Origin of the sequence: Faecalicatena contorta (assembly GCF_021531995.1) — a bacterium.
Lineage (GTDB): Bacteria > Bacillota > Clostridia > Lachnospirales > Lachnospiraceae > Dorea_A > Dorea_A contorta_A.
Window position 1 is genome coordinate 1 of record NZ_JAFBIZ010000035.1, and the last position, 25337, is coordinate 25337.

At 42.0% G+C, this 25337-nt stretch carries 26 protein-coding genes and 2 pseudogenes; 2 read left to right on the forward strand and 26 right to left on the reverse strand.

Annotated features, from left to right (window positions below; all coding sequences use genetic code 11):
* Nucleotides 1-297: 297 nt before the first annotated feature.
* The 14 genes and pseudogenes from JQM82_RS06550 to JQM82_RS06610 all read right to left on the reverse strand — a co-directional run.
* Nucleotides 298-1191 (reverse strand): annotated as a pseudogene (locus tag JQM82_RS06550) (site-specific integrase); the annotation flags it as partial.
* Between the two features lie 120 nt (nt 1192-1311).
* Entirely contained in the window at nt 1312-1842 is a 531-nt protein-coding gene (locus JQM82_RS06555; RefSeq protein WP_235249272.1) for an AAA family ATPase, read from the reverse strand.
* A 230-nt stretch (nt 1843-2072) separates the two neighbouring features.
* A complete protein-coding gene (locus JQM82_RS06560) occupies nt 2073-2855 on the reverse strand; it encodes a TraX family protein (protein WP_235249274.1) in 783 nt (260 codons plus the stop codon).
* Between the two features lie 72 nt (nt 2856-2927).
* Nucleotides 2928-3428, reverse strand: a complete 501-nt coding sequence (locus JQM82_RS06565; RefSeq protein ID WP_235249275.1) for a GNAT family N-acetyltransferase — start codon at nt 3426-3428, stop codon at nt 2928-2930.
* A gap of 45 nt (nt 3429-3473) precedes the next feature.
* A complete protein-coding gene (locus tag JQM82_RS06570) occupies nt 3474-3776 on the reverse strand; it encodes a type II toxin-antitoxin system PemK/MazF family toxin (RefSeq protein WP_235249276.1) in 303 nt (100 codons plus the stop codon).
* Complete coding sequence (locus JQM82_RS06575; RefSeq protein ID WP_235249277.1) at nt 3776-4018, reverse strand: AbrB/MazE/SpoVT family DNA-binding domain-containing protein; 243 nt, start codon at nt 4016-4018, stop codon at nt 3776-3778. The genes JQM82_RS06570 and JQM82_RS06575 overlap by 1 nt, the downstream gene beginning before the upstream one ends.
* A gap of 60 nt (nt 4019-4078) precedes the next feature.
* Nucleotides 4079-4396 (reverse strand): annotated as a pseudogene (locus JQM82_RS16615) (HipA N-terminal domain-containing protein); the annotation flags it as partial.
* Nucleotides 4397-4414: 18 nt separating this feature from the next.
* Complete coding sequence (locus JQM82_RS06580; protein ID WP_235249278.1) at nt 4415-4627, reverse strand: helix-turn-helix domain-containing protein; 213 nt, start codon at nt 4625-4627, stop codon at nt 4415-4417.
* Nucleotides 4628-4931: 304 nt separating this feature from the next.
* On the reverse strand, nt 4932-6053 hold the full coding sequence (locus JQM82_RS06585) for a nitrogenase component 1 (RefSeq protein ID WP_235249279.1): 1122 nt from the start codon (nt 6051-6053) through the stop codon (nt 4932-4934).
* Entirely contained in the window at nt 6037-7311 is a 1275-nt protein-coding gene (locus tag JQM82_RS06590) for a nitrogenase component 1 (protein WP_235249280.1), read from the reverse strand. Before JQM82_RS06590 ends, JQM82_RS06585 begins: the two co-directional genes overlap by 17 nt.
* Before the next feature lie 4 nt (nt 7312-7315).
* On the reverse strand, nt 7316-8284 hold the full coding sequence (locus tag JQM82_RS06595; RefSeq protein ID WP_235249282.1) for a DUF3089 domain-containing protein: 969 nt from the start codon (nt 8282-8284) through the stop codon (nt 7316-7318).
* Nucleotides 8285-8466: 182 nt separating this feature from the next.
* A complete protein-coding gene (locus JQM82_RS06600) occupies nt 8467-9693 on the reverse strand; it encodes an aspartate aminotransferase family protein (RefSeq protein ID WP_235249283.1) in 1227 nt (408 codons plus the stop codon).
* 248 nt (nt 9694-9941) lie between these two features.
* Nucleotides 9942-10265: a cupin domain-containing protein gene (locus JQM82_RS06605; protein ID WP_235249284.1), complete on the reverse strand. Its 324-nt coding sequence runs from the start codon at nt 10263-10265 to the stop codon at nt 9942-9944.
* 16 nt (nt 10266-10281) lie between these two features.
* The gene (locus JQM82_RS06610) at nt 10282-10905 is read right to left on the reverse strand and encodes an ATP-binding protein (RefSeq protein ID WP_235249285.1); all 624 of its coding nucleotides are present in this window, start codon (nt 10903-10905) and stop codon (nt 10282-10284) included.
* A gap of 90 nt (nt 10906-10995) precedes the next feature.
* Here JQM82_RS06610 and JQM82_RS06615 point away from each other — a divergent pair, with 90 nt between their 5' ends.
* Nucleotides 10996-11673, forward strand: a complete 678-nt coding sequence (locus JQM82_RS06615; protein ID WP_235249286.1) for a Crp/Fnr family transcriptional regulator — start codon at nt 10996-10998, stop codon at nt 11671-11673.
* On the opposite strand, the gene JQM82_RS06620 is transcribed toward JQM82_RS06615, so the two are convergent.
* From JQM82_RS06620 to JQM82_RS06675, 12 genes are all read right to left on the reverse strand, one after another.
* The gene (locus JQM82_RS06620) at nt 11642-11989 is read right to left on the reverse strand and encodes an arsenate reductase family protein (protein ID WP_235249287.1); all 348 of its coding nucleotides are present in this window, start codon (nt 11987-11989) and stop codon (nt 11642-11644) included. The genes JQM82_RS06615 and JQM82_RS06620 overlap by 32 nt on opposite strands.
* Nucleotides 11990-12011: 22 nt before the next feature.
* Nucleotides 12012-13568 carry an ABC-F family ATP-binding cassette domain-containing protein gene (locus JQM82_RS06625; protein ID WP_235249288.1) on the reverse strand — a complete coding sequence of 519 codons (1557 nt, stop codon included), beginning with the start codon at nt 13566-13568 and terminating at the stop codon, nt 12012-12014.
* Between the two features lie 93 nt (nt 13569-13661).
* Nucleotides 13662-14639, reverse strand: a complete 978-nt coding sequence (pfkA, locus tag JQM82_RS06630; RefSeq protein WP_235249289.1) for a 6-phosphofructokinase — start codon at nt 14637-14639, stop codon at nt 13662-13664.
* A 65-nt stretch (nt 14640-14704) separates the two neighbouring features.
* Nucleotides 14705-18181 carry a DNA polymerase III subunit alpha gene (locus tag JQM82_RS06635; RefSeq protein ID WP_235249291.1) on the reverse strand — a complete coding sequence of 1159 codons (3477 nt, stop codon included), beginning with the start codon at nt 18179-18181 and terminating at the stop codon, nt 14705-14707.
* A 68-nt stretch (nt 18182-18249) separates the two neighbouring features.
* A complete protein-coding gene (locus JQM82_RS06640; RefSeq protein WP_235249293.1) occupies nt 18250-18486 on the reverse strand; it encodes a polya polymerase in 237 nt (78 codons plus the stop codon).
* A 41-nt stretch (nt 18487-18527) separates the two neighbouring features.
* Nucleotides 18528-19367, reverse strand: a complete 840-nt coding sequence (locus JQM82_RS06645; protein ID WP_235249303.1) for a S1 RNA-binding domain-containing protein — start codon at nt 19365-19367, stop codon at nt 18528-18530.
* Nucleotides 19368-19395: 28 nt separating this feature from the next.
* Nucleotides 19396-20112 carry an acyl-[acyl-carrier-protein] thioesterase gene (locus JQM82_RS06650; RefSeq protein ID WP_235249295.1) on the reverse strand — a complete coding sequence of 239 codons (717 nt, stop codon included), beginning with the start codon at nt 20110-20112 and terminating at the stop codon, nt 19396-19398.
* Nucleotides 20113-20131: 19 nt separating this feature from the next.
* A complete protein-coding gene (gene spoIIR, locus JQM82_RS06655) occupies nt 20132-20809 on the reverse strand; it encodes a stage II sporulation protein R (protein WP_235249297.1) in 678 nt (225 codons plus the stop codon).
* Nucleotides 20810-20873: 64 nt separating this feature from the next.
* Nucleotides 20874-21560: a GntR family transcriptional regulator gene (locus JQM82_RS06660; RefSeq protein ID WP_235249298.1), complete on the reverse strand. Its 687-nt coding sequence runs from the start codon at nt 21558-21560 to the stop codon at nt 20874-20876.
* A gap of 3 nt (nt 21561-21563) precedes the next feature.
* Nucleotides 21564-22439, reverse strand: a complete 876-nt coding sequence (gene ispE, locus JQM82_RS06665) for a 4-(cytidine 5'-diphospho)-2-C-methyl-D-erythritol kinase (RefSeq protein ID WP_235249299.1) — start codon at nt 22437-22439, stop codon at nt 21564-21566.
* A gap of 53 nt (nt 22440-22492) precedes the next feature.
* Complete coding sequence (locus JQM82_RS06670) at nt 22493-24052, reverse strand: DUF3794 and LysM peptidoglycan-binding domain-containing protein (protein WP_235249300.1); 1560 nt, start codon at nt 24050-24052, stop codon at nt 22493-22495.
* 12 nt (nt 24053-24064) lie between these two features.
* On the reverse strand, nt 24065-24472 hold the full coding sequence (locus tag JQM82_RS06675) for a protease complex subunit PrcB family protein (protein WP_235249301.1): 408 nt from the start codon (nt 24470-24472) through the stop codon (nt 24065-24067).
* Nucleotides 24473-24599: 127 nt separating this feature from the next.
* Here JQM82_RS06675 and JQM82_RS06680 point away from each other — a divergent pair, with 127 nt between their 5' ends.
* Nucleotides 24600-25334: a lysophospholipid acyltransferase family protein gene (locus JQM82_RS06680; RefSeq protein WP_235249302.1), complete on the forward strand. Its 735-nt coding sequence runs from the start codon at nt 24600-24602 to the stop codon at nt 25332-25334.
* Nucleotides 25335-25337: the final 3 nt, after the last annotated feature.

Consider the following 25337-nt stretch of genomic DNA (forward strand, 5'->3'; position numbering starts at 1 on the left):
TTCCAAAGGTATAAATAAGGTGTAAATTATTTGTTTCTATCTAGAAAATCCTACAAAATCAAGTCTTTCTCGCCATACTTTAAACGTTGCCGTAGCAGATAAAGAGCACTTTTATCATTGTTGCATAACCTCACATTTCTTAGTTTTTCTTGGTATTTCGGGCTTTGTGAGCCTTTGTAAATTTTTGCTTTCTGGCATAACTTTGTTTATTTTCGCATAATATTGTCCGCAAAAGGTGTAAAATAAGGTGTATGTTTTTCCATTTTACACCTTGCTATTTTCAATTAAAAATCGTAATTACACAACCCGAATCCGGGCAACTTCTTCCCTGGCATCCTCAAGATTTACATGCGTATATGTATTCAGCGTTACGCTGATGTCTGAGTGGCCCCTCAAATATTGCAATGCTTTTGGATTCATTCCGGATTTTGCCATGTTTGAGCAATAGGTGTGCTGACATACATGCGGTGTAATGACAGGCATCTGTACTTTATAAGTATTATTATACTTCTGAATGATGTGTTGAAAATAATGCTCCCAATGCAGGGAATAACAGATACTTTCATTTTTATCAAAGTATAAGAATCCACTTTTTCCATCTACCATAGGTTCTGCTTTGGGCGGGTTTCGTTTTTCTATTATTTTCCGAAAGCATTCCTCTACATCCGCAGTCATAGGTATCTTTCTCGTTCCACTGGTTGTTTTAGTCTCTTGAATATAATATCCGATTTTTGATTTCTTCTGCAATTGATGATCGATGTTGATTGTATGCTCCCTGAAATCAATATCAGAAATCGTTAAACCACAAAATTCCGAGATGCGAAGACCGGTTTTAAATAAAATGTAGATTCCCTCATAATACCTGCAAAAATGAGGATCTTCCTTCACAAATCGTAGAAACTTACGTTCCTCTGCTCTGCTGATTGCCTCTCTTGTCACACTGTCATTCACGACCACTTCCATTAGCTGAAACTGAAATGGATTTTTCCTGACCAGGTCATCATCCACCGCCAACTGAAATGCCGGACAAAGAACTCCTCGGATTGAATGTATGGAACTATAGCTTTTCTTTTCTATCTGCTGAAGATGTATCAGCCAACATTTTGCATCCGAAATCCGAACCGTATCAATCCTTCTTTTTCCAAATGGATCTTTCTTCAATAAATTGATAACTGTTCCGTATCCTGCAAGCCATTACTTTAATTGTACTGGATATACATTTGTAGTCTTCATCTTCGGTAACGGAAATTCCCCCTCTCGGAATAACAGTACGGGGTAGCAACATTCCTTGCGGTTCCCCCCTCGTATTGCCTACCACCAAAGGTGGTCGGGGCTATCAATGGCTGCCCCAACACAATCTTCTTCCTGTAAAATTACTTTTTCTCCTTCGCCACATGGTTCTTGAAAATCGTTATAATGATGCTCTAGTATCTCATTTGTTATTATGAATGGAGAATTAGCATTCAAAGACTGATTCCTTTTATACAATCTTTTTTGTAAGGTTCCTTTACTAGCCTTCATATAAACAAGTTCTGGTGTACCGCCAGCTTTTTCTATAAGCCTTTTATAATACGTTCTGTTTGCCTTATTCCAAAAGCTGAAATCAAGGACTACATGTTTTCCTTGTTGAATGAGAGACAGGAGTTCCTTCTGGAGTACCATTTCCACTATTTCTGAAAGTTTCTCATACTGTTCGTTTGGATAATCAATCCCCTTTCTCCCGTAAGTTTTCCACATTTCCTCATCAATGGACAAGCGAACATAACCTTCTTTTTCTTTCTGCTTTGCATAAGTTGTTTTCCCGGAACCGCATATTCCACACATCATAATAACTTTAATCATAAAAATCTCCTTGTTTTACTAATCAATACAGCCTTCTATTGATACTATCAAAGCGTTATTTCTTCAACAGCTTTGTCTAAAAATATTTCTCCGTCTAAATGTTCTGATATTGTCAATATTGGTTGACAATATCATTCAATTGTTATATTTCTTTGTGAAACTAAAATTTTTATAAGTAATTTGATGAGCGGTAAGAGCTTTTTTGAGAAGTGGTCCAGAGCAAGCTGGCACTACAGAAGTGCTGCCATTGAAAGAAGCAGCATATGCACTGGATAAAAGGCGTAAAAAGCGGTTTGGATGATTTTGTTGTGCGGTCCCTGTTTCCCCTTGTACAGCCAGATGGGGACGAGTGCCAGACATGCCATTGACTGTTGTACAATGAATATTTCGTGCCCAAAGATTTGTACCGGAACGGAGAGACCTCCGATTAACACCGAGTTAATCCAGCACAGTCCAACAAATTGTCCCAGAAGGCACCACCATTTTCTTCCGCGGAACAGGTAGAAAAGCAGTACCATCCATATTCCATATCCAAAATAATCTACCATAGCAAGGAAACCCAGCACATAGCCTGCGGCTGCTGAAAGCAAAAAGACGATAATCGTCAGCAGAGGCTTTCCTTTATGGCGCATTTTTTCAATGCCGGTAATAAACAAAAGTCCCAGCAGGAATGCCCAAAGTACATTTTGATGGAAGGGATAGATCAGGCTGCCTCCGTACATCAGGTTGAAGGGCAACTCAGATAAAATCGCCCAAAAGAGCAGCCGTCCCAGATATTTTTTCAAATTGCGGGTGTGGAAATAGCCCTCCACCAGCATAAAGGCAAAGATGGGGTAAGCAAGCCTGCCTACCCAGGTGAGCCAGGCGTATTGGGAAAGAATAGTCGCCCCAAAATGGTCGCACAGCATTAGAAGCATGGCGATGATATGTAGTGTAAAGGAACTGATGCCCTGAAAAGTTTCATTTTTTTGTTGAGATGATTGGCTTTGGTGAAATATACAAATTAACTTCATGATAGAGATCTTCTCCTTGAACTTTTTGTATTCATCCTCTTTCGTTGAAAAGTTGCCTCACCAAACTGGAATTTATTTTAGTTTTCCATAAATACAAAGACCAAATATGTTCTCGTTTTTTATAACTGCATTTTTCATTATTCCTTCAAGAATAAAACTATTTCTTTCAAGAACTTTTCTGGATGCAATATTCGGTTCATATACCAATCCTGTAATGCGAATGATATCTAATTCCTGAAATGCAATTTCACAGATCTGTTTTACTGATTCTGTCATGATTCCCTTTGAATATTCTTCTTGCAATAAATAATACCCAATTTCAGCATCTTTTCGATAAACATCTTCTTTTTGTTCCACTGAAATAGTCCCTACTATTTTATCGTTTACAACTATTTCTCGGAACACACCTTTTTTTCCTTCGTTTTCTTTTACCATATTTAGCCACCATTCTGCAGATTGGTTTGTATATGGATTAGGTATTCTGTCAGATAAATAGTTTCTATCTATCCTATTGCACATTTCTATTAAAGATTCTTTATCTGCAAACGACCATTTTCTCAATTCAACTTTCATTTTCAACACCTCGCTTACAAATTTTTTCTCATATTAGAATTCTCATCAAATGTATTCAAAAATTCCCTGAATAGCATCAGATACGTTAATTATTTCTGAAATTGGCAATCTATCTACTTTCTTGTAACCGCGAAGAGACATATCTAACAATGCAAGTTTTTCACATTGTATATAACCTTCATTTTCTTCTGTAGCCATCCATATATGAAGCGGACCCGGAGTAGAATTTCTAATAATTGGACATCCAATTATTTCACCACTCGTATTAAAAAAATCCTTACTAACCACCAATACGGGATGTTTTATTTTTTCAATTTTAAGAATATCTCCTTGATGTAAAATTTCCATTACCATACCTCTCTTCCGACAGGTTCACCCCACTCATATTCACCATCAAGCATTAACTTTCCATCAAACTCAGCGGCTCTCTCTTCCAACGTTTTATGACGACATGATTTCACTAAAGTGATTACACCATCTGATACCGTGACATCCAAAAACTCATTCAATGTGATTCCTGCACTTCTCAATACTTCTTTTGGCAATCTGATTCCTTGACTATTTCCCCATTTTTTTACTTGTGCTTGCATATGGAAACCTCCTTGCATTTGGTATATACATAGTATATACCAAATAACAGAAAATATCAATTAAATTCTCCTGAGTGCATCAGAAGCTTCAAATAATCGCGATTTATCAATCCTGTCGTCAGCAAATATCCCTAGTTCCAAATGTATCTGTCCATAATGGCATGTATCCGCTACGAATTGCAACTGCTTGTGATACAATATTCGTTTCTGAAGCACCTTCACTGGCAAGTGCATATACTCAGCCACACATCTTCTTGTAAATCCTTCCGGAAGCAAGCCCTCAAAATAGATTCTGGTATGAGCTGTAGCAAACGTTTTTTGTTCTAATGGGAGTCCGATAGATATTGCACGATGCTCTTGATTTTCTAAATAAGCCTCTGCATATGTAAAATATCATTATTCTCTTCTTTCAACCAACAAATCCATGCCCAAAATATTGATCAATCGGATTGTTTTCTCAATCTCTGCTGTCGGTTTTCCACGTTCCAAATCGAAAATAAATGTTACAGATAGTCCTGTGAATTCAGATAAATATGCTTGTGTATAATTCAATTCTTTTCTACGCGCCCTGATAGCCTGACCTAATGATTTTGAATCTGTTATTTTCATAAGACCTCCGCAATATGCCGTCCGGCTATGTACTATTGTATTAAAAAAATGTAACTTTTGACGAAAATCCAAAAAACGGATTTCCAAATCTCGAAGGATTGAATATCCGTTAAGTAAAATTATATAATTTAATTATCATCTTCCAACGTATCATTTTGAACTGACTATCAATTATTTTACTCAATCCGTCAATATCTCGCTATAGAGAAATACCCTATTAGTCATCGTGGATGTTCTTTTTCTACATAAACTATTCCACCATGCCATTCCATCTCCGCATAGGATTCAACGACATATGGCCTCTCTATTGTTTCAATCCCTTTTTCAGGAACTCATAACCGTATTTTCCATAGAGATTGGGAATACTGTCTGATATCACTCGTCCGCTGACGGCAATCTGAGGAAGGTCAACAAATGTCTGATATCCACCGAATACTCTCAGTTCCGGATCTCCGATAATCACATCATATTCTCCTTCTGCAGCTAAAATTCTCTCATAATCATCCTCTCCATAGAGTTCACAGTCTCCATCTTCAGCAATGTTCCTATCTAATTGAAAAAAAGTTGCTACAGAAACATTCAAAACCCCAAAATCTTTTCTCAGGCAAGAACGAAGAGAATTCATCATTACCTGTTCGCCAACCAGAAGTATCTTTTTTTCAGCGTCATCTTTTCTATATAACTGATTATCATCAACTTGTTTTTCAGAACAATTGTAAGAATCCATACCGATCTGATAAGCTGTACCATATCGTTCATATAGCTTTTTCACAACAGAAACCGCTGAAACCGAAACTGCAATATTCAATGTTGCCTCCGAAGCGGTCGATATTTCTTCCATCTGAACATCTTTGCTCCAAAACAGAACCTCTTCATATTCCCGCGCAAGGATTTCGCGAAAAGATTCTCTCATCTCTGAATTCCAGCCGTTAAGTGCAGTATCTCCAATCACATTCACCCGGTTACGCTTTTTTTTCGAATCCAGAGTAAAAGTGTCAATCAGAGCATGAAATAATGCTTCCTCTCCTTTATCATAACGATCAAATCCTTTTGTATCCAGTGCAATCACAGGCAGACCAATCCGTTTTTCAATCAATCTTTTCCATGCCCGATAATCCGTTCCGATCAACATTGGAATCGGAGACCCGCAGAGCAGAATGAAATCACAGGGAATATCTTTTCCTGCCTGCACGATCATATCAATGATTTTGTTGTCATTTCCTGTAACAGCATCCACCTCACTGATCTTTGTAAAAAAAATCTTCATATCATGCTCATCCAACTCAAAATCATCACAGGTGCTTACACCTCCGATACATCCTCCGTGGCCATGTAAAACGGTAAGACAATTCATATGGTGTGCTGCGTTACATACACCACTGTAATCCCCCGCAAATGTAGAAAGTCGCTTAAAAAGATTCTTCATTCTTCTTTGCCTCCACTTCTTTCATAAACCACAGTATACTTTCATAATCGCAATATATCGCACGTTTTTCAGAATCAATCCAGCGATCCCTCTTATGCAGAAACCACTTTTCCCCCATTCCCCAGGCAACGTCTACCTTCGGAGGATTAAGCAATACTTCTCTGCTGAAAACACTGTTCGCAAACACCACCTGCGTGTCCGGATGATTCCCGGCAATCCATGCAATCTCATTTTCTTTCTTCGCCAACATCCCGTCCGAATAGATATATTGCACATCAATTCCCAGTTTTAATATATCCCTGGCAATACGGAATCCATCAACGGATCCCGCAAAAGTCTCTCCAACGGCCATAGTAATCGGCTGTTGCTTACGTCTTTCACGGAATTCATGAATTTCCTGTTTCGTCTTCTCATATATCTCCTCATCATGAATATTGATACCCAGTCTCTCTCCTACAGAGTGATACATCTGGTGAACTGCATCGACGTCAAATGTTGGAAGTGCTGTCATATACGGAATCTGATATTTCTTCTTAAGATCCTCGGCAACTTTAACCGACAGTTCTTCTCCGACAATATTCAAGCTGGCATGTCCCATAGAACAATATTCATCCAACGTTTTACAATCCGCTATATAACGAACATGTTCCACTCCCGCCTTTTCTAACAGCCAGCGAAGATCACTGGTATCCGTCGGTGGATAAAGCCGTCCGATCAGGTTAACAGCCAGATTCGTTTTCTCATTACAATGATCCCAAATTGACATAAGCTTTTTCCAACATCTCACCTGCGGGGGCTCCTGTCTTCCAACTACCGGGTCTTCCCAGGTAACAATAATTTCTGCCGTAATCTTCTTTTTCAAATCGCAGGCAACAAATTCTAGATCGCTTGCCGCCAAACGATCAATACAGGATCCACATATGACAATCATTTTGGGTTTTACTTTACAATATTCATAGATTTCCAAAACCGCCTGTCGAATTTTATCAAGATGTGTTCCGTTTACAACTTCAATTTCTTCAATTGCAAGTGCAAACATTTTGTCTGTTCGCTGCCATCTGTGTGTTGTCACATGTCTGCAACAGGCCAATGGTGCAACAAACAAAGTAACCGTTTCCGGAATCATCAATGATAAATCAGCGATTCCACCACACATCTTGGAACTGGCAGGGACGCCAAGACCTCTATCTACATGTGATTGTCCGGTTTGCACGGACCGTAACACATCTTTAATATTGTAGACTGCATTATTCTTCATAATCCTATTCATACTTCTCAAACCATTTTTTTGCTCTCAAGATTGCATTTTCACGTATGTTATAATAAAAGAAGCTGAAATCACTGCCATGATAGCTTTCTGGACCAAATGCCTCTTTTACCTGTTCACCCCATGATTTCCAATCTACATATTCTTTGCATTTCTCTGTTGTGACGACAACTGTTCCTCTGTCAGTGTTTATCTGAGCATCCGCAAATCCATCCATCGTTACAGTCGTTCCATTTAATAAATCAGGCATTTCACATCCTAAATTTTCATCTGTCGAAGCATATGTATCATCCGTTTTCCAATTCAAAGGATTAATACATACACAATCTGGTTTTGCGATTAGTCCATAAAATGAAGCATTTTCTTTTCCCTCAGTGCACCATGAAATACAGACATTGATATCATCCGCTTTCTGGGCTGCCTTAATATGCGGATTCTTTGACAGATATTCTTTCGTCATTCCATCACCTATTCGGTATGCTGCTATCATTTTCTCATATCTGTCCGGATGTTCAGGCATATAATCCTCCAAAACTATGGATATCATTCTTGCCCCCTGCGAATGCCCCACAAGGAAATATGGCTTTCCGTTATTGTAATGTTCAAAGTAGTAATCTAACATTGCATAAACGTCTGTACGAGGTTCATGATATTGTAATTTATCTACTTCATCCGGAGTTAATCTGAACAACGCTGTTCCATCAACCTGTCTCCACCATGGAATGAATACATTACAAAACGGGCTGAAAATATCAGCAGCCTTATCATAATCAGCAGCTTCAACCACTCTCATTGTCGGTTCATTTATATCGCAAATATCGGGGCCGTTCGCATTCTCAGCGATGGTTCCTATCAAATAAATGATATCAACTTTATGTTCCATTCTATCAGGGTTCGGTATTCTTAACCAATTATTTGAATTTGAATAATCGGATGGTTTACCAATAATATCATATTTATACATGTGTCTTTCCTCCTTCTTTCATTTTACAATGGATATTTTTTATTATCAATCAGAAATCCACTATGTAGTTGGCAAGTCGAAAAGTATAACCAAAAAAAAGATAAGCAGATTCTACAAGCTGGCATACATGTAGAATCTGCCCATCTCAAATTAAGGGGGTTCTGTGTTTTTGTTAAATTATATTATGCTTCCAGTTTTGCTGCTGCTTCCTCAATGGATTCACGCATAATACGCATTAACTGGTCAATCTGCTGTTTTGTAACAGTAAGTGGTGGGATCATACGGTTTACTCTGTCACCGATTGCTGTAATGAGTGCCATTCTGTCAAGACATCCATGTTTTACTTCTACAGAGATCGGAAGATCGTATTCACATCCAACTAAGAGTCCGCGTCCTCTTGCCTCTACTACATGAGGAAGTTTTGCAAGCTCTGCTTTCATGTATTCACCCATCTCTTTTGCATTCTTGCTTAAGTCATTGTCAAGAATCTCAGAGATTGAAGCGTAAGCTGCTGCACATGCAATTGCATGTCCACCGTATGTAGAACCATGTGTTCCTCTTGTAAATGCCTTTGCTACTTTATCAGTTGCACAGCATGCACCGATCGGCATTCCGCCACCCATAGCTTTTGCCATAGATACGCAGTCTGGTTTTACGCCATATCCCATGAATGCCATTGGAGCACCTGTACGTCCCCATCCTGTCTGAACTTCGTCGAACAGGAGCAGCATATCATGCTCATCACAAAGCTTTCTCAGTCCTTCGATGAATTCCTGAGTTGCCGGACGTACACCGCCTTCGCCCTGTACTGGTTCGATCATGATTGCGATTGTGTTCTCTGTAATCTTGGAAGCGAAGTCTTCAAGGTTGTTATATTCTGCATATGTAAATCCTGGAAGCATCGGCTTGAATCCCTTCTGGATCGCGCTGTCCGGCTGTCCTGTTGCAGACATTGCACCGTATGTTCTTCCGTGGAAACCGCGTTTTGCTGTAATGATCTCATATCTGTTCGGTCCGTATGTATCAACACCATATTTTCTTGCCATTTTGATCATACACTCATTAGCTTCTGTTCCGGAGTTCTGATAGAAGATCTTATCCATTCCGATTGTATCACAGATCTTCTTTGCAAGAAGTGCCTGCGGAATTGTGTATGGATAGTTGAATGTGTGCATAATGTCATCAGCCTGATCTTTGATAGCTGCTACTACTTTCGGGTTTCTGTTTCCAGGGCTGTTAACAGCTACACCACCGTAAAAATCAAGATATGCATTTCCTTCTTCATCGTAAATGTACATGCCTTCCGCTCTTTCAGCGATGAAATCATATCTTTCATATGTTTCCACCATGTACTTGTTTACCATGTCTTTTAATTCCTGTGCTGTGAGTCCAGTGTCTTTCAGTCTCATGAGAAAATCCTCTCTTTCCTTAATTTATTATTTATAAAGTTATTTTTTTGACTATTTTGCACAAAGTATTTTTATTTTTCTATTTATTTGATAAAAAATATTTTAACGATTATTCATGGTCAACAAATTATTTTTTCACAGCTTGTGCTTTTTTCTACAATCATTCTTTTTAAAATGAAAAAAGAGTACACCGCATTATCGCAGTGCACTCTTTTTCTCCTATGATTCTTCATAATGTCTATTTGGTTTTAAAATGATACCACCAGCTGCATCTTAAATCTTTCTTCCCCATATACCGCATGCGGAATTCCCTTCGGCATGATCAATGTCTCTCCCGCTTCCAGAAAGAACACTTCATCTGCTACGGTAAATCGTCCTTTTCCCTCCAGAACAGTCACCATGGCATCACCGCCGGATGCATGTGTGGAGATCTCTTCACCTTTATCAAATGAAAATAACGTCATACTGACCAGATGATTCTGTACCAGCGTCTTACTGACCACCTGTCCGTCCAGATAGTCCACCTGATCCTTTAATATCAGCTTCTCCTGTTTTTCAATATTCTTGTACATATACTTCTCCTCCTGTTTATTTTACCTGTAGGATCTCTCCCTTGATTCCAATCGTGATTACCTGCTGCGGGATAAATTTTCCGCTGTTTTCAATTGCTTTCTTTACTGCATATTCCATGCCGCCGCAGCACGGAACTTCCATTCTGACCACCGTCACACTTGCAATCGAATTGCATGTTAGAATCTGTGTCAGTTTTTCACTGTAATCAATGGAATCCAGTTTCGGACAACCGATCAGGGTAATCTTCCCTGTGACGAAGTCCCTGTGAAAAGCTGCATACGCATATGCACTGCAGTCCGCTGCAATCAGGAGATTGGCTCCCTCAAAATACGGTGCCTGAATTGGTGCCAGCTTGATCTGCACCGGCCAGTTCAAAAGCGCCTCCTCTTCTTTTTGCTGTTTCTCCAGCCTTGCTCTTGCAACGGCAGCTTCATCATATTCCGGCGCCTCTCTTTCAACAAATGTAATTGCACCTGTCGGACATTCCGGAAGACAGTCTCCCAGACCATCGCAAAAGTTCTCTCTGACAAGCTTCGCCTTACCGTCTATCATATCAATGGCTCCTTCATGGCATGCATTTGCACAGAGTCCGCATCCATTACATTTTTCTTCATCTATATGGATAATTTTTCTAATCATTTTTTACATCCTCCTCTTTACTTTTCCATATGATCATACTAGAATCAGATTAAATTGTATGTTGGATTTCCAACAAAATGAGGAGAAGTTATGGAAAAATATCTGGAGCTGCTTGAGACCCTACCATTATTTGATGGAATTAACAGAAATGACATTCCTGTCATACTGAACAGATTAAAATCAACCGCTTCTTCCTATGAAAAAGGTGAATATATCCGCCTGGAGGGAGATGCAGCTGATTTTATCGGAATCGTACTGGAAGGAGAGATTCATGTCCTTCAGGATGATTATTACGGAAACCGTAACATTAATTTTTCATTCCATGCCGGAGACATGTTCGCAGAAGCATTTGCCTGCGCCGAAGCTGCAGAACTTCCGGTAGATATTCTTGCGACCAGCAGAGCATACATCCTGTTCCTGGACCGTAGCATGCTCTTTGGTGAATGCAATAAGACATGTGCATTCCACTCAATTCTGATTCGTAACCTGCTGAAAATTGTCGCGGGGAAAAATATGCTTTTAAACCAGAAGCTCAGTTACAGCTCACACAAGACAACCGGAGAAAAAATCATGGCCTACTTAAGCGATCAGGCAAAGCTTCATCATTCGTCCGAATTTATAATTCCCTTCAATCGCCAGGAGCTCGCTGACTATCTGGGTGTTGAACGAAGCGCCATGTCTGCGGAGATCAGCAGGCTGCAAAAGCAGGGCCGACTGATCACCAGACGGAGCTATTTTAAATTACTGTCTCCCACTCTTTCTCCTTAAATCCGACCAGCACATAGTCTTCTCCGATCACCAATGGCCTTTTTACAAGCATGCCGTTCGTTGCCAGAAGTCTCAGCTGTTCTTCTTCACTCATCTCTGCAAGCTTGTCTTTTAATTTCATTTCCTTATATAACATTCCACTGGTATTAAAAAATTTTTTTAGTGGAAGTCCGCTCTTTTCGTACCATGCCTTCAGTTCTTCGTAGGAAGGATGATCCTCTACGATCGGACGCTCCTCAAATTCTACCTGATGGCCTTCCAGCCATTTCAATGCCTTCAGGCAGGTGCTGCATTTTCGATATACCAATACCAACATATCATTTCCTCCTTTTTCTGTCTTATACCAATCGTGTAGTCCATCTGGTACAGTCCCACACGTCTGTTGCAATCCCATCATAAAATTCCGGCTCATGGCACACCATCAGGATACTTCCTTTGTATTCAATCAGTGCTCTTTTCAATTCATCCTTTGCCATCACATCCAGATGATTGGTTGGCTCGTCCAGTACCAGAATATTCGATGGACGGTTAATCAGCTTGCACAATCTGACTTTGGCCTGCTCTCCTCCGGAGAGAACCTTTACCTTGCTTTCGATATGGTTCGTGGTAAGTCCGCACTTCGCAAGGGCTGACCGGGCTTCATACTGTGTAAATCCCGGGAATTCCTGCCAGATCTCTTCCAGGCAGGTGGTCTCGATATCCGGCGGCATCTCCTGTTCAAAATAGCCGATCTCCAGGTAATCTCCCTGCTCTACCGATCCGGATATCGGCCGGATCAGACCCAGGAGGCTCTTAAGTAGTGTGGTCTTTCCGATTCCGTTTGCCCCGGTCAGCACAACCTTGCTTCCACGTTCCATCTCCAGATTCAACGGAGAAGACAGAGGTTCTTCATATCCGATCACCAGATCCTTTGTTGTAAAGAGATATCGTCCGGACGTCCTTGCCGTCTTGAAATTGAATTCCGGCTTCGGCTTTTCCGCAGCCAGCTCAATCACATCCATCTTATCCAGCTTCTTCTGGCGGGACATTGCCATATTCCTGGTCGCCACACGTGCTTTGTTTCTTGCAACAAAGTCCTTAAGCTCTGCGATTTCTTTCTGCTGTTTATTGTAGGCTGCCTCCAGCTGGGATTTCTTCATGGCATAGACTTCCTGAAACTTGTCGTAGTCTCCGACATATCTGGTCAGCTGCAGGTTATCCATATGATAGATCAGATTGATCACACTGTTCAGGAAGGGAATATCATGCGAGATCAGAATAAATGCATTTTCGTATTCCTGCAGATATCGCTTAAGCCATGTGATATGCTCCACATCCAGATAGTTTGTAGGCTCATCCAGAAGCAGAATATCGGGTTTTTCAAGAAGCAGTTTTCCAAGCAGCACTTTCGTTCTCTGTCCTCCGGACAAATCTGTTACATCTTTATCAAGCCCCAGTTCCAGAAGTCCCAAAGCTCTTGCTACTTCCTCCACTTTTGAATCAATCAGATAAAAATCCCGATTCATCAAAAGATCCTGAATGACTCCCAGCTCTTCCATATAGCTTTCCATCTGTTTTTCATCTGCGTCTCCCATCTTGTCGCAGATCTCATTCATCCGCGCTTCCATATCAAATAACGGTTCAAAAGCGCTTCGAAGAACAGACCCTATGGTCATTCCTCTGGTAAGAATCGCATGCTGATCCAGATATCCAACCTTCACGTTTTTGGCCCACTCAATCTTACCCTCATCCGGCCTGAGTTTCCCGGTAATGATATTCATAAAAGTAGATTTACCTTCCCCATTGGCACCTACCAGACCAATATGTTCTCCCTTAAGCAAACGGAAAGACACATCTTCAAAAATTGCACGGTTTCCAAATCCATGCGACAAATGTTCCACATTCAGAATACTCATAAAACCTCCATTTTCCCCATTCTGCCAAATGAGCCCCGTTCCATAGCAAAAATCCGGCTATGGAACGGGGCTCCCGCTTTACTTACGCTTTTATTACAGTGCTAATTCCTTGGCAATCTCATATTGATATGCAGGAATTCCCTTCTGCATCTTCAGAGCTTCATTAATATCAAAATCTACATATTCACCATGTTTGTATCCTACTACACGGTTAGACTTTCCGGCAATCAAAAGATCAACTGCCATTGCGCCCATGATAGAAGCATATACTCTGTCTTTACATGTCGGGCTTCCACCACGCTGCATATGTCCGATGATCGTTGCTCTGGTCTCCATACCAGTAGCTTCTTCAATTCTCTTTGCCATATTAATAGAATCACCGACACCCTCGGCATTGATGATGATGTAATTCTTCTTTCCACGTTTTCTGCATTCCTGAATATCAGCAACGATTGCTTCTTCATCATAATCGTGCTCTTCCGGCATCAGAATGCGTTCTGCACCATTGGCAATACCACACCAGAGAGCAAGGTATCCGGCATCTCTTCCCATTACCTCAATGATAGAGCATCTTTCGTGAGAAGTAGAAGTATCACGTACTTTATCGATTGCTTCCATTGCCGTATTTACAGCTGTATCAAATCCAATTGTGTATTCTGTACATGCGATATCCAGATCAATCGTTCCCGGAATACCGATTGTGTTAATTCCAAGATTTGCAAGCTTCTGAGCTCCTGCAAATGATCCGTCTCCACCGATAACTACCAGGCCGTCAATTCCATATTTTTTACAAATAGCAGCCGCTTTCTGCTGACCTTCTTCGGTACGCATCTCTTCACACCGAGCCGTCTGAAGGATGGTTCCTCCACGCTGAATTGTATCAGATACGTCTCTGGCGGACAGATCAATAATTTCTTCATCCAGAAGTCCCTGATATCCTTTTCTGATACCTCTTACTTTCAGACCTTTTCCTAACGCTGTTCGAACAACCGCACGGATTGCTGCATTCATCCCCGGAGCATCACCTCCACTTGTTAATACACCTATCGTACGTATTACTTTGTCTGCCATGATTCTTCCTCCATTGTATTATTTAATACTATTACCTTATTATCTCCGACATCATTGTACATGAATTAACGGCTCCTTTCAATGGGAATTTCTCTCACTTTTACAAAAGATTCTCCGAGATAATTCGTCATTCTGCTTAATAACCGTGCATCGATGCTTACATTTCTTCCCGCCGGGAGACGTTTGACCGCTCTTTCTTTCCGACAGTACACGACAACCGCATCCTGCCCTTCCGATGAGTTCAATAGTTCAAAAAGTTCCTTTTCCTGTGCCAGATACGTCTCTTTATCCGGATATTGCAGCCACAGTTCTTTCTTTGTCTGTTCAAATGGAATGACCGATTCACAGATCAGTTTACTGGGAGCATCGTCTTCTTCCGATACCCTTCCACGGATAAATACTTTGCTCTCTTCATTCAGATATAGTTGATTTTTCTCAAAATCTCTCGGAAAGATTACAACTTCCACAGATCCCAGCAGATCCTCCAGTGTCACAAAAGCCATCGTCTTATTGGTCTTGGTATATTTGATCGTCTTGGAAGTAATCATTCCGCCGATTGTCTCCCTGACACCATCATGCACCTTTGCTCTTCCTGTTTCTTCATCAACCTGAAATTCCAGTGATGTTCTGGAGATATTTTTTCTCCATTTTTCCTCATAATCTTCCAGCGGATGTCCGCTTAAGTATACACCCAGCACTTCTTTTTCAAATGCAAGTCTTGTCTCTTTTTCATATTCACCTACATCCGGAAGCGGAATATCAAATTCTGACTTCTGTTCATCGCTCACCAGGTCAAACAGAGACATCTGTCCAGTCATAGAATACTTTCTCTCACGGTTCACCTGATCCATAATCTGAACATAGATCACCATGAACTGCTTTCTGGTTCCTCCCAGTCCGTCAAACGCACCGGACTTGATAAAGCTTTCAATCGTCCGCTTATTGACCTCTTTTCCCGACAGTCTCTCTATAAAATCCTTCAGGTTCTTGAATTCCCCGTTTGCCTTACGTTCCGAAATAATCGCTTCAATCACCGGACGTCCGATACTTTTGATCGCCGCAAGGCCATATCGGATATTTCCCTGATCAACGGAGAAATTTCCATATCCTTTGTTAATATCTGGCGGCAGGATCTGAATCCCCATCTGGCGGCAGGTATAGATATATTCCGATACCTTTCCGGGATTATCGATCACAGACGTCATAAGTGCCGCCATAAATTCTACCGGATAATAATATTTTAACCAGGCTGTCTGATATGATACAACCGCATATGCTGCTGCATGCGATTTATTAAATGCATATTTGGCAAAATCGATCATCTCATCATAGATCTTGTTCGCTGTCTTCTCATCAATTCCATTGGCGATACAGCCCGGAACACCTTCTTCCTCATTGCCATATACAAAGTTCTGGCGTTCCTTTTTCATTACTTCTCCCTTTTTCTTGGACATGGCACGCCGCAGAAGGTCGCTTCGTCCCAGCGTATATCCCGCCAGATCCCGCACGATCTGCATGACCTGTTCCTGGTATACAATACATCCATATGTCGGTGCCAGGATCGGTTCCAGCTGCGGGCAGTCATAGGTGATGAGTTCCGGATGATTCTTTCCCTTGATATACTGTGGAATGAAATCCATCGGTCCCGGACGGTATAATGAGATTCCTGCAATGATATCCTCCAGATTCTGCGGCTTCAGTTCCTTCATGAAGCTCTTCATCCCGGCACTTTCCAGCTGGAAGATTCCATCTGTCCTTCCGGTACCAATGGAGCTTAATACTGCTTTATCATCATAGTCAATCCGATTCATATCGATGGGGTGTCTGACACTTTCCGAAGCCAGACGGGCAGCATCCTGGATCACGGTAAGCGTCCTAAGACCCAGGAAATCCATTTTCAAAAGCCCCAGTTCTTCCAGGGTCGTCATGGTAAACTGAGTCGTCACAGAACCATCCGATCCCAGCGACAGAGGAACGAATTCCTCGATGGCGCGCTGACCGATCACAACCCCTGCCGCATGCATGGATGAATGCCGCGGAAGCCCCTCCAGTCTCTTAGACATATCGATCAGTTCGCGAACCTGTTCGTCTTCCTGATACAGTTTCTTAAACTCCGGATTCATCTGCAATGCCCGGTCAAGTGTGATATTCAGCTCAGTCGGCACCATCTTGGCGATACTGTCTACGAACGCATACGGAAGATCCATGACGCGTCCCACATCACGAATGACTCCTCGTGCTGCCATAGTACCAAAGGTTACGATCTGCACCACCCGGTCCGAACCATACTTGCGCACTACATAGTCAATCACTTCCTGGCGCCGTTCAAAGCAAAAATCCACGTCAATATCCGGCATGGATACTCGCTCCGGATTCAGGAATCGCTCAAAAAGAAGCTGATATCGGATCGGGTCAATACTCGTGATTCCAAGGCAATAGGATACGATACTTCCCGCTGCCGATCCTCTTCCCGGCCCTACCATGATATTCTGCGTTCTTGCATAATTGATAAAGTCCCATACAATCAGAAAATAATCAACATATCCCATAGACTGAATGACGGACAGCTCATATTTTAACCGGGCTTTTAATGTATCATCTGCATTCGGATATCTTTTTTCCAGACCCTCATAGCATAACTGATTCAGATATTCCCAGGAAGTATACCCATCCGGCACATCATATTTGGGAAGTTTTGTCACACCGAATTCGATCTCCACATGGCACCGTTCTGCAATCTTCTGCGTATTTTCGAGAGCCTGCAGGGCGTATGGGAAGAGTTCCCTCATCTCTTCTTCCGACTTGATATAGTACTGTCCGCCCTCATAGCGCATACGGTCTTCATCCGCCAGCTTTTTTCCGGTCTGAATACACAACAGAATGTCATGCGGTTTTTCATCTTCTGCATATGTATAATGCACATCATTTGTCGCCACCAGTTCAATCCCGGTTTCCTGAGACATCCGAAGAAGAGACTGATTGACCATCCTCTGCTCCTGCATTCCATGATCCTGCAGTTCCAGGAAAAAGTTGCCTTTTCCGAATATTTCCTGATATCTGAGTGCGGCTGCTTTTCCTTCGCTATACATGCCGCGCAGAATGTTCTTCTGCACCTCCCCTGCCAGACAGGCACTCAGCGCAATAATTCCTTCATGGAACTCCCGCAATACTTCCAGATCCACACGCGGCTTATAGTAGTACCCTTCCGTAAATCCACGGGATACAATCTTCATCAGATTATGATATCCCAGATCATTTTCTGCAAGAAGGACCAGATGGTAATACCTGTCATCCCCACCTCCGACTGCCTCTTTATCGAATCTGGATCCCGGGGCCACATAGACCTCACATCCAAGAATGGGTCTGATTCCTGCCGCTTTGGCAGCCCGGTAAAAATCAATGACTCCGTACATAACTCCGTGATCCGTAATCGCCACACTGTTCATTCCCAGTTCCTTCACACGGGAAACACATTCTTTAATTTTATTTGAACCGTCCAGAAGACTATATTCCGTATGGACGTGCAGATGTGCAAAACTCATATCTTCTCCTCTATATGAAAGCAAACGGGACTGTAACAACAGTCCCGTTATTCGTTCGTATCAATCTACTATTTTCCGCTGATCATAAACTGAACCAATTTATTAATATCTTCCGGCTCATGAGCTACGATCTCCAGCTCCGGAATCTCTCCGTTTGAAAAAATATTTGCCATAGATACATACTGGGATAACTTGGACTTCAAATTTAATCTGTCTCCTTCTCCTGTCACTAACTCTACTTTTCCGACACAGGAATCTACCACTTTAAAAAAACCGTCAATGTCTGTAATATTCTGTACTTTCATATTTTTGTCTCCTTGTACTTTTTCTTCGCCCCTATTATAACCTATTTGTGTTTGATTTCAATATTTTTTTCATTTATTTTTATCTTCTCTTCTTTGAGCAGTCTCCCGACCGCACGTTTGAAAGCATTTTTGCTCAGTCCCAGTTCGTTCTTGATGAGTTCAGGGTCAGATTTATCTGTATAAGGAAGGCTTCCTCCACTCTCCTGCATTTTCTTCATAATCAGTGCCGCATCCGCATCCATCTGAAGAAATGCCTTTTCTCGTACACTCAGATCAAGCTTTCCGTCTTCTTTTACTTTGACGACTCTTGCATGTACCCGGTCCCCTACACGAAGCCTGCCATAGGCCTCCCTCTTCGGGATCAGCGCGCTGTAACGGTTATCTACTGCCACGAACACTCCAAAATTATCACTGATCTCATAGATGATTCCTTCCACCTGATCATCCTTTTTATATGGAGAATCCGTTTGAAGATCATTGTAGATCTTCATAGTCGCACACAGACGATTCGACTTGTCCACATACAGACCGACCAGAACCTCATCCCCCTTTTTCACTTTCTTCGTCTGCTCTTTAAATGGAAGCAAAAGGTCTTTTTCCAGTCCCCAGTCGAGAAATGCTCCGATTCTTCCGGTATCCACTACCTTCAGTACTGCAAGCTCTCCTCTTGTGATCTTCGGTTCCTGTGTCGTTGCGATCAGTCGGTCTGAAGAGTCTTTATAGAGAAATACCTCTACCGGATCTCCGATCTCCACATCTCTTGGAACCTGCTTTTTCGGAAGAAGCACTTTGTCCGTATTATTTCCGAGATATACTCCGAATTCAACCTCTTTTACGATCATCAATCTCTTTTTCTTACCTAATTCATCTGCTAATCCCATCTTCTTATCCTTTCGTTCTCCATCCCATTTATCTGAATTCTTCAATTGCGTATGGCTTTCCCGTCTCATCACATAATTCTACAATCATTCTGTCTTCTTCACATGCCACCTTCGGATATATGATGTCTCCATAAACTGCAGATTTTTTATATTCTACGCGAAGCTGTCTGATCTTGCTGTCCGGCGGAAGCAATTCCATCGCCATCTGCACATACTGACAGTTATTGACATGTTCGTTCGTATCAATATGGTATCTCCTGACCGGAAACGCGCCTCTGTCTTCCGTTTTTTCCGGAAGTGTGATCTTTCGCGAAGCATATTCCATCTCCAGAGGTTCACTCTTTCCATACGGTTCGATCTCTTCTGCTGCCGGTCTTGATGGTCTTCCTTTTTTCATATCCATATATACCCACAGAGAATTCGCATACGCGATTTTTTTCTGATCTTTGTCACACATACAGAAGTTACGATCTCCAAATAATCCATTGAACCCGGTGGCCCAGGTGCTGACACTGATCTCCTCGCCCAGTTCCGGATAACGTTCTACCACAACCTGCCAGGAAGACAGGATCCATGCCTTCTTCAGTTCTTTGCAGTGGTCGATTCCCAGCCCCAGTTCTTCTGACTGGAACGTACTGCAATCCTGAAAATAATTCACAATTCCCGGAAGTGTGATCTTCTTTGTGTGATCCACTTCACTGAATCGGATCCTGTCGGCAAATGTATATCTGGGACTTTTCTGCATATCCCGTTACCTCCTTCTGTTAAGGTTCTTCCTCCTGACTTTCTCCGAAAAAGAACCATTTTATCTTAAATTCTGAAGATGCCGTTACCATCTCATACTCCTGTGCACTGAGTGCATCCTTCAGCTTTTTCTTTCCATCTTTATCCACAACCGCACATGTTGCATTCATAAAACATAGATTTGGATACAGCACGCACCACCAGTTATGACCGTAGGCTTTTCCCAGTCTGATACGCAGGGCATCATACCACCCTTCGGGAAACAGGATATCTCCGTAATATTTATCCGGGAAATAGCACTTTGTCACTTCTGCGGATACTTCATAAGTATCTCCCTGTGCATGAACCACCTGCCGGGCAATCTCTTCTATCTCATCCAGATGCTCCATGGTCCACTGTCTGGTCTGTTCCACATCCGTATCCTTCGAATCCATGCTTTCCTTCATATATGAAATTATCGCGTCTCTGACTTTTAACTTAACTTTCTGGTCTTCGCTGCTGTCACTGTTTGCAATCACGTGAAAACGGAACACCTCGCCGGCGAGTGCCTGCTGTGTATCCTGATATTTTGCTTCTACATACGCCATTCTGCGTCCAACAATCTCTGTAGTCAGCATCATGGCAATACAGAGTCCCAGTATCGTACAGATCATCTGTTTTCTGTTGCATTTTCTCAGTATTATCTCCATACGAGTCATTATGTATCACTCTCCTTAATATTACCTTTGATTCTATTAAGGAGTCTTGACACAATCCTGCATTTTATTCCGTTTCACTTTGTTTTGTACGGATAATATCTATCACACCTTCTACCTGATTGTTGATATGTTCACTTACTATAGCAGATGCTTTGACTTTATCCCGTTCCATGATATGCTCTATAATCTTCTCATGCTCCGCGATCAGCTGTGGATGCACTTCCTCCTTTTTCAAATATTCCACACGAAAACGATACATCTGCTCCCTCAGATTATTCAGAAGCTGAACCAGCTTCTGATTATCCGTAGCCATAAAGATAATATCATGAAAACGCACGTCCGCTTCTGCAATCTCTGTAATATCCCTGCTTTTTAATATTTTTTTAAAATCTTCTGCTGCCTTTTTCAGATCCTCGATCTCTTCTTTTGTAATCTTATCACATGCCAGCTGAACTGCCAGTTCTTCCAGTGCCTCTCTAACCTCCAGCACATCTCTTAAGCTTTTTTCCGAGATATCCGCAACCTCTGCTCCTTTTCTTGGAATCATCAGGACCAGCCCCTCCAGTTCCAGCTTTCGTATGGCTTCACGAATGGGAGTCCTGCTGACTCCCAGCTTGTTGGCAAGCTGAATCTCCATCAGACGTTCTCCCGGCTTCAGTTCTCCCCGAAGGATTGCCTGTCTGAGTGTATTGAATACCACATCTCTGAGCGGCAGATACTCGTTCATGTTTACTGTAAAGTTTGATTCCATTCCCTATCTCCTCCTTGCATTATGTATGCCTGTTACATACACCTGCTTTGCCAACTGAAGATCTTTTATCTTCTGTGCTGCTCTTTTTGCCCGTTCTTTTTCTTCGTATATGCCAAATACTGTCGGTCCGCTGCCGCTCATCATTGCATTGAGTGCACCGTTCTCTTTCATGACATTCTTGATCTCTTCGATCACCGGATATTCTTCGATCGTAACTTTTTCCAGTACGTTTCCCATACAGGAAGCAATCTTTTTCAGATTCTTAGACTTCAACCCTTCCAGAATACCATCGATATCCGGATGTTCCGTAATCTCATGTGAATCCAGCTTTTTATAGACCAGTTTTGTTGATACACTGATCGGAGGCTTGGCGATCAGTACATGGCACTTTGGCATCGCCGGAAGCGGTGTCAGTATCTCACCGATTCCTTCTGCAAGGACGGTTCCCCGCATCACACAATATGGCACATCTGCTCCGAGAGTTACACCTCTGTCCATCAGTTCTTTCTGCGACAATCCCAGCGAAAACATCTGGTTCATCCCAAACAGAACTGCTGCCGCATTCGAACTTCCTCCTGCCATTCCGGCAGCTACGGGGATATGCTTCTCAAGTACAATATTCACGCCTTCTTTGATCTCAAATTCCCGTATCAGCAGATCTGCTGCTTTATATGCAAGATTATTTTCGTCGGCAGGCAGATAATAAAGATTGGTAGAAAGCCTGATTCCCGGTTCTTTTGTCTTCCGCATCTGGATCTGATCATACAGGTACAGTGTCTGCATGACCATCCGCACATCATGATATCCATTTTCTCTTCTTCCCAGAACATCCAGTCCAAGGTTAATCTTTCCCAGTGCTTTTAATTCCAGTTTATCCATATGTGTTCTCCTTCAAATGTGTATCGCGCCCGTGTATCTTGTATACAGTGTACTCATAGTATACTCATATTTTCCTTAAAAATCAATATTTTATCGCCAGACTTTATCTCTTCTTTTTCTAAATGATTTATTTCCATGATTCCCTCAACGGTCGTGTTGTAACGTTTTGCCAGATCCCACAGAACATCCCCTTCCCGGACAATATATCCCGTAATTCCCGGACGCTTCTCAACTTCTTCCATATTGACGGGTTCAAAATCCACAGACTCAATATTAGTGATCGTAACCGGCCTCCTGATAAAACTGTGAAATGCGAGCACTGCCTTCACCTCCACTTCTTCGCTACCCAACAGCCCTATCGAAAGCTGTTCGACTGCATATGTAAGATCACAGACCATATCCTCTGTAGTCTCATTGCTTTCCATCAGATAGGAAAATGGCACCATGCCCTGCCAGGTATCAAACGGAGCCGTATCATCCGCCTTAATATACAAAAAGCTTAAGTGAAGCACACCTTCAATCTGAATACCTCCGTCTGTCGACGCCGTACGCTCCAGCTGAATCCTTGCACTGCTCTGGCAGATCTGCAGAATACTGTCCTTGATCTCTGGCAGGGACAGCTGCTCTGTCACCCGGCATTTGGAATGGTTCTGCATCAGAAGCTGTTCCAACTGAAGTTCACTGGTCGACGGAACGCACACCCGTTCCAGAGAATACAGATCTGACAAAATATTCAACTTTTCTTCTTCATATATAACCATACGAATCTCCAGAGTAGCTTCTACTCCAATCAGACGCATTTCACCATTCTCATCCATTCTTGTCTCAATGTTCACATCCGTCAGTTCAGAATTCATATGGTGATACATAGATTCCTGAGCACCGCTGCATGCGATCCTTCCTTCATATGGCACAGTCTGGCTGATCCAGTCTGTCTTTCCATCCAGGGTTTCATACAGACAGAATACCATCAGTTCCCCTTGTATCTGCAATTCATCTTCCTTCAGCCTGGTATCCATTTTTCTGCTATCCACATTCGTCCACAACATATTCCCAATAGTATCTTTTGTTCCGTTCAATGCAATCTCCTCTTTGATTCGATAGGTATCCTTCCCCGACCAGTATACCTTCAGAAGTTCTTTTTCTTCTGTTTTCTTATATATCGGGATATCCGAATCAATATCCAGCATAATCTCCGATTCCTGCATTCCTTCGCAGACAAGTGTAATCTCTGCCAGTGTCTTGATATTAAGTTTTCTGGAATGAATTGCCGTTACCGTCATATCTTCTTCCTTTGCTTTTACGATCAGATTTCCCTGCGGCTCCTGTTCCAGATAGATCATCTCCTCGAACGGAATTCTTCCTTCCAGGCTGGCAAGACGCCCACTTCCTTCCTCTGTAATATACAGCACCTTAAAATTCAGCTTACCCGATGCCCGGATATAATTCTCTACCACCTTCATATCTTCTATATTAAGAGCACTCTCTGCCATGATGATTTCCTTCACATCACTTTTTGCATCCGGTACATTATAATCATCATCAATGTAGAACTGATCAATAATTGCCTTTCCTGTCCGGAAAGTCTGCATACGTCTTGTAATATACTCCAACTTTTTCGCCTCCTACTCATAGATAACCTGTTTATCTGTATATTCCATCTTAATCACCAGATATGGGTATGTTTTTCTATCCAGAATCTCCTGAGTCTTATCCGGTCCCAGCAGATCTGTTCTGAGATATATGGCATTTTCCGTTTCATAACAGGCATCCACCTTTACACTATAACCGGTCGTCTCCTGTTTTCCGTATCCCCGGATAATATACAGATATCCCTGATCCCCATAACACATCTTCATCTCTTCGCACTTTCCCCGCTCTATCTCCTGCGCAAGTTCTTCCGGTATCTCAGACTTATCCACCACTGTATATTCAATATCACGAAGTTTTTTCCCCTCTATCTTTCCCGCTTTGCAACCGCTCAGACAGAAAGCCCACAGTATAACAGCAAGTACTGCACATAATCTTTTCATATTGTCCTGCTTCAAAATATTCTCTTTATTATCATACACATGAGTACTGTGAAAAATACCACTTTTGTAGTATAATAAAGTGCAATGATACACATACTACTGAATTACAGAAAGGATAACGCTTATTATGATAAGAATTACATTTGTATTTTTATTTCTGATTTTATTTCTGGTTCTTGGGATTCCGGTTCTCGGTATCGAATGGCTGATCGGACGTTTCAGCAAGAACACGATGGATTACAGCACTCTTCGCATCGTTCAGTGGGGATTCAACACGATCCTCAAGATTACCGGTGTGGAGATCACCGTGATCGGAGAGGAAAATGTCCCGGACGAACCGGTTCTGTTCATCGGCAACCATCGAAGCTATTTTGACATTCTGATTACTTATGCGCGCTGCAAAAGGCTGACCGGATATATTGCAAAAAAAGAAATGCTGTCGATCCCTCTGCTCAGCACCTGGATGAAGCGGCTCTATTGTCTCTTTCTGGATCGCAGCAACCCGAAGGAGGGGCTGAAAACTATCCTGCAGGCAATCGATTATATCAAACAGGGTATCTCCATCTGCATCTTTCCGGAGGGAACACGGAACAAAGGAGCGGAATTATCTCTTCTTCCATTCCACAATGGTTCCTTCAAAATTGCAGATAAGACAGGATGTGCGATCATACCAATGAGCATCAATAATACTGCCGATATCTTTGAAAGTCATTTCCCACGAATCAAAAAGACACATGTTATTCTGGAATACGGCACTCCTATCTATCCAAAAGAACTGGATAAAGAGACCAAAAAACATATCGGAGAATACTGCAGCAGTATCATACAGGAAACAATTAATAAAAATCAGGCGCTTCTTTAACGC